General features: G+C 63.1%; 14 protein-coding genes. 4 read left to right on the forward strand and 10 right to left on the reverse strand.

Translation table 11 applies throughout. The annotated features are described in order from the left end of the window. Positions 1–41: 41 nt before the first annotated feature. Positions 42–1,223, reverse strand: coding sequence for an acetyl-CoA C-acetyltransferase (locus F3H95_RS15535; RefSeq protein WP_143126287.1), 1,182 nt, complete (start codon positions 1,221–1,223; stop codon positions 42–44). Positions 1,224–1,461: 238 nt separating this feature from the next. On the opposite strand from F3H95_RS15535, the gene phaR reads away from it, so the two are divergent. Continuing rightward, the gene (gene phaR, locus F3H95_RS15540; RefSeq protein WP_149746655.1) at positions 1,462–2,049 is read left to right on the forward strand and encodes a polyhydroxyalkanoate synthesis repressor PhaR; all 588 of its coding nucleotides are present in this window, start codon (positions 1,462–1,464) and stop codon (positions 2,047–2,049) included. 201 nt (positions 2,050–2,250) lie between these two features. On the opposite strand, the gene rpmF is transcribed toward phaR, so the two are convergent. From rpmF to mtgA, 3 genes are all read right to left on the reverse strand, one after another. Next, on the reverse strand, positions 2,251–2,436 hold the full coding sequence (gene rpmF / locus F3H95_RS15545; RefSeq protein ID WP_092999643.1) for a 50S ribosomal protein L32: 186 nt from the start codon (positions 2,434–2,436) through the stop codon (positions 2,251–2,253). A 150-nt stretch (positions 2,437–2,586) separates the two neighbouring features. Then, entirely contained in the window at positions 2,587–3,234 is a 648-nt protein-coding gene (locus F3H95_RS15550) for a glutathione S-transferase family protein (protein WP_149746656.1), read from the reverse strand. A gap of 77 nt (positions 3,235–3,311) precedes the next feature. Beyond that, positions 3,312–4,079: a monofunctional biosynthetic peptidoglycan transglycosylase gene (gene mtgA, locus F3H95_RS15555; RefSeq protein WP_188134394.1), complete on the reverse strand. Its 768-nt coding sequence runs from the start codon at positions 4,077–4,079 to the stop codon at positions 3,312–3,314. 147 nt (positions 4,080–4,226) lie between these two features. Here mtgA and F3H95_RS15560 point away from each other — a divergent pair, with 147 nt between their 5' ends. Further along, positions 4,227–5,135 carry a polyprenyl synthetase family protein gene (locus tag F3H95_RS15560; protein WP_188134402.1) on the forward strand — a complete coding sequence of 303 codons (909 nt, stop codon included), beginning with the start codon at positions 4,227–4,229 and terminating at the stop codon, positions 5,133–5,135. Positions 5,136–5,237: 102 nt separating this feature from the next. Then, the gene (locus tag F3H95_RS15565; protein WP_149746658.1) at positions 5,238–5,879 is read left to right on the forward strand and encodes a LysE family translocator; all 642 of its coding nucleotides are present in this window, start codon (positions 5,238–5,240) and stop codon (positions 5,877–5,879) included. Between the two features lie 58 nt (positions 5,880–5,937). Here F3H95_RS15565 and F3H95_RS15570 read toward each other — a convergent pair whose 3' ends face one another. From F3H95_RS15570 to F3H95_RS15595, 6 genes are all read right to left on the reverse strand, one after another. Continuing rightward, a complete protein-coding gene (locus F3H95_RS15570; protein WP_143126292.1) occupies positions 5,938–6,606 on the reverse strand; it encodes an OmpA family protein in 669 nt (222 codons plus the stop codon). A gap of 97 nt (positions 6,607–6,703) precedes the next feature. After that, on the reverse strand, positions 6,704–7,948 hold the full coding sequence (gene ispG, locus F3H95_RS15575; protein WP_143126293.1) for a flavodoxin-dependent (E)-4-hydroxy-3-methylbut-2-enyl-diphosphate synthase: 1,245 nt from the start codon (positions 7,946–7,948) through the stop codon (positions 6,704–6,706). A 97-nt stretch (positions 7,949–8,045) separates the two neighbouring features. Continuing rightward, on the reverse strand, positions 8,046–9,164 hold the full coding sequence (locus tag F3H95_RS15580) for an MFS transporter (protein ID WP_244618037.1): 1,119 nt from the start codon (positions 9,162–9,164) through the stop codon (positions 8,046–8,048). Between the two features lie 113 nt (positions 9,165–9,277). Beyond that, positions 9,278–10,048, reverse strand: coding sequence for a DeoR/GlpR family DNA-binding transcription regulator (locus F3H95_RS15585; RefSeq protein ID WP_149746660.1), 771 nt, complete (start codon positions 10,046–10,048; stop codon positions 9,278–9,280). Between the two features lie 304 nt (positions 10,049–10,352). Next, on the reverse strand, positions 10,353–13,811 hold the full coding sequence (pyc, locus tag F3H95_RS15590; RefSeq protein ID WP_149746661.1) for a pyruvate carboxylase: 3,459 nt from the start codon (positions 13,809–13,811) through the stop codon (positions 10,353–10,355). Positions 13,812–13,929: 118 nt separating this feature from the next. After that, a complete protein-coding gene (locus F3H95_RS15595) occupies positions 13,930–14,670 on the reverse strand; it encodes a LuxR family transcriptional regulator (RefSeq protein WP_143126297.1) in 741 nt (246 codons plus the stop codon). 284 nt (positions 14,671–14,954) lie between these two features. Between F3H95_RS15595 and F3H95_RS15600 the strand changes: the two genes are divergently transcribed. Beyond that, the gene (locus tag F3H95_RS15600; protein WP_143126298.1) at positions 14,955–16,727 is read left to right on the forward strand and encodes a glucan ABC transporter ATP-binding protein/ permease; all 1,773 of its coding nucleotides are present in this window, start codon (positions 14,955–14,957) and stop codon (positions 16,725–16,727) included. Positions 16,728–16,862: the final 135 nt, after the last annotated feature.

Genomic DNA, 16,862 nt, shown 5'->3' on the forward strand with positions numbered 1-16,862 from the left:
GAAACCGCCTGACGACTCCGCGTCACCGTGCCAAAGCGCACTCACATGGCTTCGAAGCACATGGCAACGCCCATGCCACCGCCGATGCAGAGCGTAGCAAGGCCCTTCTTGGCGCCGCGCCGCTTCATCTCGAACACCAGCGTGTTGAGAACGCGCGCGCCGGAGGCACCGATCGGATGGCCGATGGCGATCGCCCCGCCGTTGACGTTGACGATCGCGGGATCCCAGCCCATGTCCTTGTTCACGGCGCAGGCCTGGGCAGCGAATGCTTCGTTGGCCTCGACCAGATCCAGATCGCCAACCGACCAGCCTGCCTTTTCCAGCGCCTTGCGGGAGGCCGGGATCGGACCCGTGCCCATGATCTGCGGATCGACGCCCGCCGTTGCCCAGGAGACGATGCGCACGAGCGGCGTGATGCCGCGGCGCACCGCTTCCGCCTCGGTCATCAGCAGCGCGGCAGCGGCGCCATCATTGATGCCGGAGGCATTGCCGGCCGTCACGGTGCCTTCCTTGTCGAAGGCGGGGCGCAGCTTCGCCATACCGTCGAGCGTGGCTCCCTCGCGGATGTATTCGTCCTTGTCGATCGTGACATCACCCTTGCGCCCCTTCAGGACGAAGGGGATGATCTCGTCGGCGAAACGCCCGGCTTTCTGGGCGGCTTCCGCCTTGTTCTGCGAGGCGACGGCGAACTGGTCCTGCTCGTCGCGCGACAACTGCCACTGGCGGGCAATGTTTTCGGCGGTAATGCCCATGTGATAGCCGTAGAAGGCATCGGTCAGGCCATCCTTGATCATGGTATCGATCATCTTCATGTCACCCATCTTGGTGCCATTGCGAAGATGGGCGCTGTGGGGCGCCATGGACATGGATTCCTGGCCGCCGGCCACGATGATCTTCGCATCGCCGAGCGCGATCTGCTGCATGCCGAGCGCAACCGCGCGCAGGCCGGAACCGCAGAGCTGGTTGAGGCCCCAGGCGGTCGCCTCCTGCGGCAGGCCGGCCTTCATCGCCGCCTGACGGGCCGGGTTCTGCCCCTCGCCGGCCGGCAGCACCTGGCCGAGGATCACCTCGTCCACCTCGGAAGCCTCCACGCCGGCGCGCTCCAGAACCCCCTTGATGGCGGCCGCACCCAGTTCATGGGCGGCGACGCTGCCGAAGGCGCCGTTGAACGAACCGACGGCAGTTCGGGCGGCAGAAGCGATCACGATCGAGGGCTGTGTCATGGGCATCTCCTCATTGTTCCTGGTTGTTGTCCCAGAGACTGACAAAGGTTCAGGTCCAAGTCAAACGGGCAATGGTAGCAATTTATTGAGCTTTGTCAGAAGTCTGACGATTGTATCAGATCGGGCCTGGAGGGCTGCCGCATTGCACAATTCATTTGTCAGTGCGGCTTGTTTGCGCATAAGGTTGCAGAGGGAGTGAAACATCACCTAACCATATTGACGGGATCAGGAGGCAATCATGGCGAAAACGGATGGCGAAGTGGTCATAAAGAAATATGCCAACCGCCGCCTCTACAATACGGGCACCAGCACCTATGTGACACTGGAAGACCTGGCGACGATGGTGAAGAAGGGCGAGGATTTCGTGGTGCAGGACGCCAAGAGCGGCGAGGACATCACCCATTCCGTCCTGACGCAAATCATCTTCGAGCAGGAGTCCAAGACCGGCAACACGCTTCTGCCGATCTCCTTCCTGCGCCAGCTGATCTCCTATTACGGCGACCAGATGCAGATGGTGGTGCCAACCTTCCTCGAACATTCGATGAAGACCTTTGCCGACCAGCAGACACAGATGCGCGAGCACATGACGCGCGCCTTTGGTGATACGCCGCTGACCAAGAACCTGCAGGTTCCGATCCAGATGATGGAGGAACAGGTGCGCCGGAACACGGACATGTTCCGCCAGGCCATGCAGATGTTTTCGCCCTTCAGCGCGCCGGCGCAACCTGCCAGCGAGGCCAAGAAGGCACCGGATGCCAAGGATCTCGATGAACTGAAGGAGCAACTGCGCGCGCTGCAGACCCGACTGGACAGCCTGGGATCCTGATCGCCCGCACGAGGCTTGCCGCCCTTGCGGAATGTCGTTCCGGACATCCTGATGCAAGCGCCGGAGAAGATATGCGGGGCCGCCAGGTGCGGCCCTCTTGCATGCGATGTCGAGACCCCCAAGGTGGCCGGGACGGCAAATCGCAGGCAACAAAAAAGGCCGGTCAATGCCGGCCTTCCTCATGCAATCTCCCGGATGGGATTATGCGCTTTCCTTCGGCGTCAGAACCTGGCGACCGCGATACATGCCCGTCTTCAGGTCGATGTGATGCGGACGGCGCAGTTCGCCGGAGTTCTTGTCCTCGACATAGGTCGGGGTCTTCAGGGCGTCAGCCGAGCGGCGCATACCGCGCTTGGACGGGCTCACTTTTCTCTTCGGTACTGCCATTCTCGTTACTCCAAATAGGCGTGCAAAGCGAAATCCGCGGCCGGGTTCGACCGTACAGGACCTGCCTCGATCTCGGAAATTGGGGGCGCTTATACATGCCCCACAGGGATTTGACCAGTCCCCGCACGGAATTTTTAAGGGCCGCGCGAATCAGGCCTCGTCTGCCGGAACGATCCACGTCTCCCTCAACGCCGCCTCCCGCCATTCGATCCAGGCGGGATGCGCCTGTAGTGCCTGCATATAGGTCGCAACGGGCGTGTCAACCGCGAAATCATAAACATCAAGGCGATTGACGACGGGCGCGAACATCGCGTCGGCGGCGGTAAAGGTGCCGAACAGGAAGGGGCCGCCGGACGCCGCCGTGCAGGCGCTCCAGATCTCGGCGATGCGGGCGACATCCGCCCTCACCGCATCGGACACTGCGATGGCACCCTTCGGGCGACGCATGTTCATGGGGCAGGCATTGCGCAGCGCGCGAAAGCCCGAGAGCATTTCCATGGAGATCGCGCGCGCCACGGCACGATCTGCCCGCACCTGCGGCCACAGAACGGCCTCGGGGAAGAGTTCGGCGACATATTCGATGATGGCCAGCGATTCCCAAACCCGCACGGTGCCGTGATGCAGCGCCGGCACCTTGCCGGTCGGCGAAATCTCGCGAAACAGCGGGTTGCTGGCATCGTCATCAAAAGGGATCAGTACCTCGTCGAAATCGATGCCGGCGGCCTTCATGGCAATCCATGGCCGGAACGACCAGGACGAGTAATTCTTGTTGGCGATATGGAGAACCAGTCTGTCCATGGCGGCCTTCCCTGAAGCAATGTTCCTGCCAATCCTAGCGGCGGGCCAGGGTCTGCGACCAGCGACAAATGCTGCTGTCACTCATAAAGGCATCTGATGTATTCGCCAGACGCTCTGGCCCGTCGTTCGACGATACTCGCAAGGCGCTGCATCCCGCGGCCGGGTCGACTGGCGACCCGTGTGATCGGATTGGGCAGCGCGACCGCCAGCAGCGCGGCCTGCCGGCGGCTGAGCTGGGCGGCCGAGACGCCGAAGTGATGCCGGGCTGCCGCCTCGATGCCATAGATCCCGGGGCCCCATTCCGCCACGTTGAGATAGGTTTCCATCATCCGCCGCTTGGACCAGACGAGATCCGCCCAGAGCGCAAGCGGCAGTTCCAGCGCCTTGCGCACAAAGGACCGACCGTTCCACAGAAACAGGTTCTTGGCCGTCTGCATGGGAATGGTGCTGGCGCCGCGGGTGGCCTCCCCGTCCAGTGCGTTCTGCATGACGCCGCGCATCTGCGGCCAGTCGACGCCGTCATGGGCGCAGAAACGGCCATCCTCCGACATCATCACCGACTGCACGAGGATGGGCGCGATATCATCGAAGCCAACCCAGCGGCGATCATAGCCCCTGAAGAGCGCAAGATCGGCCAGCATCAGGGTGGAGACGGGATGGGTGAAGGGGACCGCATAAAGAAGCACCAGCGCATAGGGCAGCAGCAGCAGGCCGACCACGGCAGCCAGGGTTCGTCTTGCCCATCGGGGAAGCGCCCGGCCATAGGGGAAGCGTGACCCCGATCTCGACGTCGGCCTCGACAAGGGCTCCTCCAGTTCGGACTGCCGTTCGGGTGTGAGATCCAAGGGTCCCGCTCGTTTTTGCCTCTGCGTCCGCTACATAGCGGCTGATGCCGGCAAAGGCCAGCCGACACAGGCGAAAGCAGCCGTGTTTTGCGCAAAACGTCGTTGCCAGCCAGACGGATGCGTGCCAATGAACCCGGCATGACGACCATCGACGCCACCGCCTTCGAAACCCTTCTGCGCCAGGCCGCCCACGAGACGGAGGCGCTGCTGTCCGCACTGCTCGCAGAGCCCTCACTGACGGACGAGATCACGCGGCCTGCCGAACTCCTGGCCGCCATGCGGCATGGAACGCTGAACGGCGGCAAGCGGTTGCGCCCTTTCCTGGTTTCCCAGTCAACGGCCCTCTTCGATGGTCCGATGGCTGCCGCAGCACGCGTCGGGGCAGCGCTCGAATGCCTGCACAGCTATTCGCTGGTGCATGACGACCTGCCGGCCATGGACGACGACGACCTGCGCCGTGGCCAGCCGACCGTGCACAAGGCCTTCACGGAAGCGACTGCCATCCTCGCCGGCGACAGCCTGCTGACCTATGCCTTCGACATCATCACCGCGCCGGAAACGGTGCTCTCTGACGATCGCAAGGTGCAACTGGTGCTGGCCTTGTCGCGCGCGGCCGGCCTCGGCGGCATGGCCGGCGGCCAGGCTCTCGATCTCGCCGCCGAGACACAGGCGCCGGACGAGGCCGGCATCGTGATGCTGCAGGCGATGAAAACGGGCGCGCTGCTGCGCTTTGCCTGCGAGGCGGGCGCGATCATTGCCGGCGCGGATACCGCCGATCGCCAGCGCCTCAGGCGCTTCGGCGAAATCATCGGCCTTGCCTTCCAGCTTGCCGACGACGTGCTCGACATCACCGCCGATGCGGCCACCATGGGCAAGGCGACGGGGAAGGATGCCGGTCGCGGCAAGGCCACGCTGGTCGGCCGCCACGGGCTCGACTGGGCCGAACAGCGGCTCGACCAACTGGTCGGCGAAGCAATTCTGCTGCTGGCGCCCTATGGCGACAAGGCTGCCATTCTGATCGAAACGGCCCGCTTCGTGGCCAACCGCACGCGCTGACGGGGCGCCGGATCACGGTTGCTGATGCGTCCGATCACATCTTGTCGCGTGACGTCATGAGGCTTTCCGCTAGGCTTGCGCACGCCGAACCGGAATTAAGCCATGTCTGACCTTCTCGCACACCTGCCGCAGATCACCGCCGCCTATCTCATCTATCTGGTCGCGGTGACAAGCCCCGGCCCCGCGAACATCGCCATCATCGGCACCGCCATCAATCAGGGGCGAAAGCCGGCTATCGTGATCGCGCTCGGCATCTTCGCCGGATCCTTCACCTGGGCCATGGCAGCGGCCCTCGGCCTCTCCGCCATCCTGACCCGATATGGCGAGGTATTGCAGGTCCTGAAGGTGCTCGGCGGCCTCTATCTGCTCTATCTCGGCGTCAAGGCCTGCCGTGGCGCGCTGCGGCAAACGTCGACGACGGAACTGCGACAGAACGGCAAGGATACGCGGCTGTCGAAACTCTTCCTGACCGGCTACGGCATCCACCTCACGAACCCGAAATCCATTTTCGGCTGGCTGGCGACAATTTCCGTCGGCCTGCCGCCTGGCGCCTCGGCCGGTTCCGTGGCGCTGGTGGTGGCCGGCTGCCTTTTCACCGGGCTGATCGTGTTTCTCGGCCATGCGCTGCTGTTCTCGACGGCGCGGGCTGGAAAACTATACCAGAGTGCCCGCCGCCCGCTCGATGCGCTGATGGCGCTCGTCTTCGGCACCGCCGGCGTCAAGATGATTTCCAGCGCGTTTTGATCCATGCAAAAAGGCGCCGCTTGCGCGACGCCTTTTGTTGGCCAATGGAAGCGATCGATCAACCGTTGTTGGTGATCGGCGCAATCTGCACTTCGACGCGGCGGTTCTGGGCGCGGCCGTCCGGCGTGGCGTTGGAGGCCACCGGCTGCGAGGCGCCAAAGCCCATCGTCGACATGCGGCGCTGGTCGACGCCGCGCGAACCGAGATAGTTGGCGACGGAAGCCGCGCGACGCTCGGAGAGGCCCTGGTTATGCGCCACGCTACCGGTCGAATCGGTGTGGCCGTTCACGTCGATATAGGTGCGGTTGAACTTGTTCAGCACGATGGCAACCGAGTTCAGCGTTGCATAGAAGCCAGGCAGCACCTGATCCTGATCCGTCGGGAAGGTGATGTTGGAGGGCATGTTGAGAACGATGCGGTCGCCGACGCGGGTAACGGATACGCCGGTACCCTGCAGCTGGGCGCGCAGCTCGGATTCCTGCTGGTCCATGTAATTGCCGATGGCGCCGCCGGCGAGCGCGCCGATGCCGGCGCCGATCAGCGCGGCATCACGGCGGCCATGCGCCGAACCGCCGACGGCAAGACCCGCCAGCGCGCCGAGACCGGCACCGATGGCGGCACCGCCCGCAAGGTTGGAGGTCTTCTGCTGACCCGTATAGGGGTCGGTCGTGGTGCAGGCGGAAAGATAGGTCGCGCACATCGCGACAAGCACAATTTTCTTCAGCATCGAATCTTCGTCCCCGTCATATCGGTCTGACTTCCATCACCACGAATTACGGCAATAACGAGGACGTCCAGCCACTGTCGAAACGCGCATGTTGCCCTTATTCCGCAGCCGTCTTCTGGCCGAACCGCTTTTCGATGTAATCGATCACCAGCGCCTCGAAATCCGCGGCAATGTTCGGCCCGCGCAGGGTGAGTGCCTTCCTGCCGTCGATAAAGACGGGCGCGGCGGGCGTCTCGCCGGTGCCCGGCAGCGAAATGCCGATATCGGCATGCTTGCTTTCGCCCGGTCCGTTGACGATGCAGCCCATGACGGCCACGTTCAGCGCTTCCACACCCGGATATTTCTCGCGCCAGACCGGCATGTTCTTGCGGATGTCCTCCTGGATGCGCTGGGCAAGTTCCTGGAAGACGGTGGAGGTGGTGCGGCCGCAGCCGGGGCAGGCCGCGACGACCGGCACGAACTGGCGAAAGCCCATGACCTGCAGCAGTTCCTGCGCCACCTGCACCTCGCGGGTGCGGTCGCCATTCGGCTCCGGCGTCAGCGAGACGCGGATCGTATCGCCGATCCCCTGCTGCAGCACATAGCCCATGGCCGCCGAGGAGGCGACGATGCCCTTGGAGCCCATGCCAGCCTCCGTGAGGCCGAGATGGAGAGCGTGGTTCGAACGCTCGGACAGCATAGAATAGACCGCGATCAGATCCTGCACCTGGCTGACCTTGGCCGAGAGAATGATGCGATTGCGCGGCAGGCCGATCTCTTCGGCGAGTTCAGCCGACAGGAGCGCCGACTGACAGATCGCCTCATGCATGACCTGGCGTGCCGAGAGCGGCGAGCCGGCCTGCTGGTTCTCGTCCATCAGGCGCGTCAGAAGATCCTGGTCGAGCGAGCCCCAGTTGACGCCGATGCGTACCGGCTTGTCGTAGCGGATCGCCATTTCGATGATCTCGGCAAACTGCTTGTCCTTCTTGTCCTTGAAGCCGACATTGCCGGGATTGATGCGGTATTTCGCCAGAGCTTCCGCACAGGCCGGATGATCGGCCAGCAGCTTGTGACCGATATAGTGGAAGTCGCCGATCAGCGGCACATCCATGCCAAGCCGGAGCAGCCGTTCGCGGATTTTTGGCACGGCGGCCGCACTTTCGTCGCGGTCGACCGTGATGCGGACGATTTCCGAGCCGGCCCGGTAAAGCGCCGCCACCTGGGCGACGGTCGCATCGACATCGGCCGTATCGGTATTGGTCATCGACTGGACGACGACCGGCGCACCGCCGCCGACGATAACGCCGCCCACATCGACGGCAACGGAGGCACGACGCGGTTTGGGTTCGTAATCGGCAGCCATCTTCGATCTCACACTTGGAGCAAAAGTGCCTTTCAGGTGGATCAAGCGCGGGGGCTTGTCAACACCCGCATCGGATCACATTCGCAGCTGTTGCTCCCTAATGACCACCACCTGCGGCCCGATCGGCATGACGGGCAAGACCGGACAGCGCCAGCACCACCAGATGCAACGCCGGGAGGCCAATGAAGATCATGGCAAGTCCCGTATGCTCGGCAATGAAGCCGATGGCGGACGGCGCCACCAGGATGCCTGAATAGCCCATCGTGGTGACGACCGAGAGACCGATGCCCTGCGCCATGCCCGGCAGGTTGCCGGCCGCCGAAAAGGCGATCGGCACCATGTTGGAAATGCCGATACCGGCAATCGCAAAGCCGAGAATGGCCATGGCCGGGCCGGTGGCGAAGCCGGCCGTCAGCAGGCCGAGGATCGAGGCCACCGTGCAGAAGCGCAGCGTGTTGACCGCACCGAACCGGTCTCGCACCAGATCGCCGGCAAAGCGCATGGTCGCCATGGTGAGCGAGAAGGCGCCGAAGGCAAGGCCGGAGAGCTGCACGGAGGCGCCCAGCTCGTTGCGGAAATAGAGCGCGCCCCAATCGAGGATCGCTCCTTCCGGAATCATGCTGAATAGCGCCACGAGACCGATCAGCCAGGGCAGAGGGGTCATCGGCAGACGCACCTTGTCCTTGACCTCTTCGGGATGCGGCTGGTCCAGCAGCATCATCGGCCAGGCAAGGGCCACCATGGCGGCGGCGAGGAAGGTCACGAGCAGACTGTGTCCGACGACACCAAGCCAGGCCATCAGCACGCCGCCGGTCGCCGACCCCAGCAGGCCACCGAGGCTCCAGAAGGCATGGCAGGAAGACATGATGGAGCGGCGCATCTGCTTTTCGGTGGCGACCGCATTGGCGTTCATCGAGACATCCATGGCACCAATCAGGCCACCGAACAGAAAGATGGCGATGGCACCGGCCCAGATGCTGCCGACAAGGCTGAGGAGTATGAGCGTCGGCAGCACCAGAATTGCCGTAATACGCGTCACCCAGGCAGAACCAAGCCGGGCGATCTGGATGCCAGCGATCGGCATCATCACGATGGAGCCCACGCCGAAGACGAGGATCATCAGGCCAAGGGCCGCTTCGCTGAGCGAGAGGCGGCTGGCGAATTCGGGAATCTTGGGCGCCCAGGCGCCGATCAGGAAACCGTTCATCAGGAACATCAGCGCCACGGCTGCGCGCGCGCGGGTGATGATGGGCGCGCGGGCAAGCGTGCCGGTCACGGCTGGATTATCGGTCATTGCAATGCTCTCTCTCCCCGGGGTGTCCAAGCCCCTCACATCCCGGCCAAGATGATTTCGCAGCCGGCATCCCGAACAGGCCGCAGCCGCACCGGATCGACATCCGGTTCGGTCAGCAGGCAGTGATATTGGTCGGCCGCAGCCACCGCATAGGGGGCCGAGACCTCGAATTTTTCGCGCGTGGCGGCGACAGCGACCTTGCGGCTGCGGGCGGCCACGAACTGCTTGAAGGCAGCATCCTCCAGACCGAAGGCAGACAATGCACCATCCGGATCGATCCCGCAGGTGCCGATGAAGCAGAGATCCGGGCGGATCTGCGCCATAGCTTCAATGGCGCGGGCGCCGACAGAACCGCCGGCCACCCGGTCGAGACTGCCGCCGATCAGGATCACCTCCACGAGCGACTTTTCCTGCAGGGCAAGCGCAATGGCCGGCGAATTGGTGGCGGCAGCGACCGCCAGATCCTCCGGCAAGGCTTCGGCAATGGCAAGATTGGTGCTGCCCGCGTCGAAATAGACGAGGCATTGCGCCGGAATCAGCGACACCGCCGCCACGGCCAACGCCTTCTTGCGCTCCGCGGCAACCCCGATACGGTGTTTCAGCGTCGTGCGGCCGGGACCAATGGCAAGCGCACCCCCATAGACCCGCTCGCAGAGACCGGCCGTTGCCATGTCGCGCAGATCGCGCCGGATGGTGTCTTCCGACACGCCGAACAGGCTGGCCAGCGTAGCGGCAACCACCCGTCCGTCCTGCCTCAGACGGCGCAGGATTTCCACCTGCCTTTCCTGCACCATCAGATCCGTCATCACGTTCTCCGCAACTTCACGCAGCAATACGGATAAACGTGCACAAACGGGCATTCAAGCCACAAAAGCCGGCAGCCCTTCACGTTTCGTGAGCAGAACGGCCCGTGACGAAAAAAGGAGTGCAATGGGCGGGCCGCAACGGCGAAACCCGGCAGAGGACATCCGAGGCGCTATGGGGCGGCGGCACATGATGTGCAGCGCGGCAACGGTCTACAGTCCCTCTCCCCGTCGAGCAGGGAGAAGGCTGGTGGGCGCAAGTCTGTCGCAGGATGCGATTGCATCCTGCGATACGTCCTGAAGCGGATCAGGCGGTGTAGGTGATCAGCAGATCCTTGGCGTCGATCTGGTCGCCGGCCTTCACCAGCACTTCCGCCACATCGCCATCCTTTTCGGCATGCAGCGCCGTTTCCATCTTCATCGCCTCGATGGAGAGCAGCACGTCGCCAGCCTTCACCTTCTGGCCGGGAGCGACGAAGACCCGGGAAATGACGCCCGGCATGGGCGCACCGAGATGGGCGGCATTACCGGCTTCGGCCTTGCGGCGGGCGATGCTGGTGGCAGCCCGGCTGCGATCCGGCACCTTGATGCGGCGCGGCTGACCGTTCAGTTCGAAGAAGACGGTGACGAGACCCTGTGCATCAGGCGCACTGGCCGCCTGGTTGACGATGACCAGCGTCTTGCCCTTCTCGATGTCGGCGAACAGTTCCTCGCCATCCGCCATGCCGTAGAAATAGGCGGGCGTCGGCAGAACCGAGACCGGGCCATAGGTATCGGCGGCCAGCGCAAAATCGGTGAAGACCTTCGGATACATGAGATACGAGGCGAATTCGAAGTCATCGACGGGACGGCCGAGCTTATCCTCGATCGCCTTGCGCTCGGCCGCCAGATCGGCCTCCTTCAGCAGCGAACCGGGACGAGCGGTATAGGGCGTGTCACCCTTCAGCGCCTTCTTCTGCAGCGCTTCCGGCCAACCGCCCGGAGGCTGGCCGAGATCGCCCTTCAGCATGGAGACGACGGAATCCGGGAAGGCGATATCCCTGTCGGGGTTCTCGACATCGGCAACGGTGAGATCCTGCGCCACCATCATCAGCGCCATGTCGCCGACGACCTTGGAAGAAGGCGTCACCTTCACGATATCGCCGAACATCTGGTTGACGTCGGCATAGGTCTGGGCGACCTCGTGCCAGCGCGTCTCGAGCCCCAGCGAACGGGCCTGTTCCTTGAGGTTGGTGAACTGGCCGCCCGGCATTTCATGCAGATAGACTTCCGAGGCCGGCCCCTTGAGGTCGCTCTCGAAGGCTGCATACTGGTGGCGCACCGCTTCCCAGTAGAAGGAAATGCGGCGGATCCAGGCGGGATCAAGGCCGGGATCACGCTCGGTGCCGGACAGCGCCTCGACGATCGAACCGAGGCAGGGCTGCGAGGTATTGCCGGAGAAGGCGTCCATGGCCGCATCCACCGCATCGACGCCCGCTTCGACGGCGGCGAGAACGGTCGCGGCGGCGATGCCCGAGGTGTCATGTGTGTGGAAATGGATCGGCAGGTCGGTCGCCTCGCGCAGCGCCTTGAACAGCACGCGGGCGGCGGCCGGCTTCAGGAGGCCCGCCATGTCCTTCACCGCGATGATATGGGCGCCGGCCTGTTCCAGCTCGGCGGCCAGCGCTGTGTAATATTTGAGATCGTACTTGGGCCGCGCGCTGTTCAGCAGATCGCCGGTATAGCAGATCGTCGCCTCGCAGAGCTTGTTCTCGTCCTGAATGGCGTCCATCGAAACGCGCATGTTTTCGACCCAGTTCAGGCAGTCAAACACGCGGAACAGATCGATGCCGCCCTTGGCGGCCTGCCGGACGAAGTATTTCACCACATTGTCCGGATAGTTGGTGTAGCCGACGCCGTTCGCGCCGCGCAGCAGCATCTGCAGCAGGAAGTTCGGCGCCCCTTCGCGGATCAGCGCCAGGCGTTCCCACGGATCTTCCGTCAGGAAGCGCATGGAGACGTCGAAGGTCGCCCCGCCCCAGCATTCCAGCGAGAAGAGGTTCGGCAGTGCGCGGGCATAGACCGGCGCGATACGGGCAATGTCATGGGTTCGCATGCGGGTGGCGAGCAGCGACTGATGGCCGTCGCGCATCGTCGTATCGGTCAGCAGCACCTGCGGCTGGGCACGCATCCAGGCGGCAAAGCCCTTCGGGCCCAGTTCCTCGAGCTTCTGCCGGGTGCCGGGCTGAACCTCCCCCTCGATATAGGGCACGACGGGCTTCGGCGCCTTCTCCGACGGCTTGGGCCGGCCCTTGGTTTCCGGATGGCCGTTGACGGTCACGTCGGCGAGGTAGGTGAGCAGCTTGGTGGCGCGGTCCTGGCGCTTCACCTGCTGGAACAGTTCCGGCGTCGTGTCGATGAAGCGGGTGGTATAGGAATTGTCGCGAAAGCTCGGATGGCCGATGATCGCTTCGAGGAAGGTGAGGTTTGTTGCGACGCCGCGGATGCGGAATTCGCGCAGCGCCCGGTCCATGCGGCTGATCGCTTCCTGCGGGGTTCCGCCCGAGGCCGTGACCTTGACCAGCAGCGGATCGTAGTAGCGGGTGATGATCGCGCCGGTATAGGCCGTGCCGCCATCAAGACGGATGCCGAAGCCGGCTGCGGAGCGGTAGGCGGTGATACGCCCGTAATCCGGAATGAAGTTCTGCTCCGGATCCTCCGTCGTGATACGGCACTGCAGCGCATGGCCGTTGAGACGGATGTTCTCCTGGGCCGGCACGCCCGATTCCGGCGTGCCGATCGCCTCGCCTTCGAGAATGTGGATCTGCGCCTTGACGATATCGATGCCGGTGACGACTTCGGTGACCGTATGCTCGACCTGGATGCGCGGATTGACCTCGATGAAGTAGAATTTCCCGGTATCGGCATCCATCAGATATTCGACTGTGCCAGCGCCGATATAGTTCGTGGCGGCCGCGATCTTCAGCGAGTAACCGGCCAGCTCCTGTCGCTGCGCCTCCGAAAGATACGGCGCCGGTGCGCGCTCGACGACCTTCTGGTTGCGGCGCTGGATGGAGCAGTCACGCTCGAAGAGATGCACGACATGGCCGTGCGTATCGCCAAGAATCTGGCTTTCCACGTGGCGGGCGCGCTCGACGAGCTTTTCCAGATACACCTCGTCCTTGCCGAAGGCGGCCATCGCCTCTCGCTTGGCCTCGGTCACCTCCTTGGCAAGGTCCGCTTCCGAGCGGATGACGCGCATGCCGCGACCACCGCCCCCCCAGGAGGCCTTGAGCATGACGGGATAGCCGATCTCGGCGGCCATCTTGCGGACCACATCCATGTCGTCAGGCAGCGGCTCCGTCGCCGGCACGACCGGAACGCCGACGGAAATCGCCAGATTGCGCGCCGCCACCTTGTTGCCCAGCTGGCGCATGGTCTCGGCCGTCGGGCCGATGAAGATGATGCCTGCATCGTTGCAGGCCTCGACGAATTCCGGGCTTTCAGACAGAAGACCATAGCCCGGATGAATGGCGTCGGCGCCGGACTGCTTGGCGACGCGAATCACTTCGGCAATGGAGAGATAGCTTTCGATGGGACCGAGATCGCGGGCCAGATGCGGACCGCGGCCAACCTGATAACTCTCGTCCGCCTTGAACCGGTGCAGCGAAAGCTTGTCTTCCTCTGCCCAGATCGCAACCGTTTTTATGCCGAGCTCATTAGCCGCGCGAAACACGCGGATGGCAATTTCGGACCGGTTGGCGACAAGAATTTTCGATATCTTCAAGACGATCTCCCACTCGCTTTCGCGGGCATGCTGCACCCGCGAAGAAGATCATTACCGGCTTTTTGGCGAAGTTCAATTTCCAGCCGGTGTGAGAGACCAAATTTGTGTCAGCTTCGCGTCAGCTGACCAGTCCGAGACGAAATGCCATGGCAATCACATGCTGGCGATTCTTGGCGTTGAACTTCTCCTGGATGACGTTGATGTACCAGTCGACGGTATGACTGGAGATCTGCAGCTCGCGGGCGATCTCGTTGGACGTCATGCCATCGGCCAGCAACGAAAGAACCTCCATCTGCCGTTTGGTGAGCTCCGTATCATGGCCGGCGCTACGCTCCAGTTCGACTGCGGCGCCCTGCAGTTCCAGCAGGCGCCAGAACAGTCGTCGCGCTGCGGTATCAAAAAGGGACAGTTCAGCCGGAGAAAGATCAACCGGCCGGCCACCGATGGCAACCTGACCGAGCAAGCCGGTCCGGCCGTGGATCGGGAATGTGTAGCCATCGAGAATGCGGTAGCGCGCCGCATCCTGCAGCATTCTTGCGGTCCGCTTATGATAGGGGTCCTCGCGGAAGGTCTCGACCGCATCGCGCCAGCGGAACGGCCTCTGCGCCACCATCAGCATGCGCCGCATCGGATCGATCAACCCGTATTTCTTGGTCGCATAGGTCTTGCGCCAGCCTTCCGGCCAGTGACCGGCGAGCATGAGATTGGCCTGATCGGAATTCGGCTTCTGGTTCAGCCAGATACCGTAGAAGTCAAAATCATAGATGGAAAGAAGCGCTTCCAGTTCCCGCGTCAGTTCTGCCGGCGTCTTCGTTTCGTTGATTAATATCAAGAGCTGCAGAATTGAGTGAATTTTCACTCAGACCCCCTGCCGCATAAATCGCGGCCCCTAATGTTAGAACTTTATTATTTTCACGTGTATAATCAAACCTTTATCTGCCGTGTCCGTGACCGAGAAAAGTTCGACATCGCCCACAGTGGGCGCCATTCTCGCACAGATTGCAAGCCTGTTCTTGCATGATCCCGTTTTTGCGCAATATTGCTCCACAGGCTGGGCGGGACCCCGTTCACATTGCATACAGGTGCGACGTGCTACCGGTGCGGGGCCATTATACATATCGACGTCACACCGAGGTCACACCGTTGAGTCTGTTCCAAGTCTATGCCCGCGCTCTGAAATATCTCGGATCCAGCCGGATTCGCGTGTCGCTCGTGGTCGTCGCAAACATCGTCTTGGCAGTCATCACCATTGCGGAACCGATCCTGTTCGGCCGCATCATCGATGCGATTTCGGGCGGCGGCGACGTGACGCCGATCCTGCTGCTATGGGGCGGTTTCGGTGTCTTCAACACGCTCGCCTATGTGCTGGTGGCGCGCGAGGCGGACCGCCTGGCGCATGGCCGCCGTGCCACACTGTTGACCGAAGCCTTCGGGCGCATCATTTCCATGCCGCTCGCCTGGCATCACCAGCGCGGCACCTCGAATGCGCTGCACACGCTGCTGCGCGCCAGCGAAACCCTGTTTGGCCTTTGGCTGGAGTTCATGCGCACGCATCTCTCCACCATCGTGGCGCTCGGCCTGATGCTGCCGACGGCGCTCGCCATGGACTGGCGCCTGAGTTCGGTGCTGATCGTGCTCGGCGTGCTCTACTGGATCATCGGCCGCACGGTGATGAACCGCACCAAGGAAGGCCAGGCCTCGGTCGAGGGGCACTACCACACGGTCTTCTCGCATGTCAGCGATTCCATCAGCAATGTGACCGTGCTGCACAGTTACAACCGCATCGAGGCCGAAACGCGGGCCCTGAAGGGCTTCACAGAGCGACTGCTCGCCGCCCAGTACCCGGTACTGGACTGGTGGGCGATCGCCAGTGCGCTGAACCGCATCGCCTCCACCGTGTCCATGCTGATCATCCTGATCATCGGCGTGGTGCTGGTGCGCAATGGCGAGATCAAGGTCGGCGACGTCATTGCCTTCATCGGCTTTGCCAACCTGCTGATTGGCCGTCTCGACCTGCTGCGCCAGTTTGCCACCCAGATCTTCGAGGCTCGCTCCAAGCTTGAGGACTTTTTCCGTCTGGAAGATTCCGTCAAGGAGCGGGAGGAACCGGTCGGCGCTGCCGAGCTTGCCCATGTCCGCGGCGAAGTGGAGTTCCGCAACGTCTCCTTCGATTTCGCCAATACCACGCAAGGGGTGCGGGATGTATCCTTTACCGCGCGCGCGGGACAGACGGTGGCGATCGTCGGACCGACCGGCGCCGGCAAGACCACGCTCGTCAACCTCCTTCAGCGCGTCTACGATCCGCAGCAGGGCCAGATCCTGATCGACGGCACCGATATCGCGACCGTCACCCGCAAGTCGCTACGCCATTCCATCGCCACCGTCTTCCAGGATGCCGGCCTTCTGAACCGCTCGATCACCGAAAACATCCGGCTCGGCCGTGAGGATGCCAGCGAGCGGGAGGTTGTCGCCGCCGCCGAGGCGGCAGCCGCGACCGAATTCATCGAAAGCCGTCTGGCCGGCTTCGAAACCGAAGTCGGCGAACGTGGCAACCGCCTGTCCGGAGGCGAGCGACAGCGCATCGCCATCGCACGCGCCATCCTGAAGAACGCCCCGATCCTGGTGCTGGACGAGGCGACCAGCGCGCTGGACGTGGAGACGGAGGCCCGGGTCAAGGAAGCGATCGACCGTCTGCGCAAGGACCGCACGACCTTCATCATCGCCCATCGTCTGTCGACCATCCGCGACGCGGACGTGGTGCTGTTCCTCGATCATGGCCGCGTCATCGAAAAGGGCACCTATGACGAACTGTCCGCACTCGGTGGCCGCTTTGCCTCGCTGCTCAAGACGAGCGGCATCCTGACCGATGACACCCGCCCCGTACTGACGCTTGCACCCGTCGGCCAGAAGGCCTGACCGTTCCCGGCGGTCCTGCTGGACACCGGCACACGCAGCCAGCCCTTTACCCTGCGCACGCTCGGCTCTATCAATGACCGACTATACCTACCGTATAGTCGGTTAGTTTATGGAGCTGGCCTGCCGCTCTTGAGG

Source organism: Rhizobium sp. RU35A (assembly GCF_900156005.1).
In the GTDB taxonomy this organism is placed as follows: domain Bacteria; phylum Pseudomonadota; class Alphaproteobacteria; order Rhizobiales; family Rhizobiaceae; genus Neorhizobium; species Neorhizobium straminoryzae.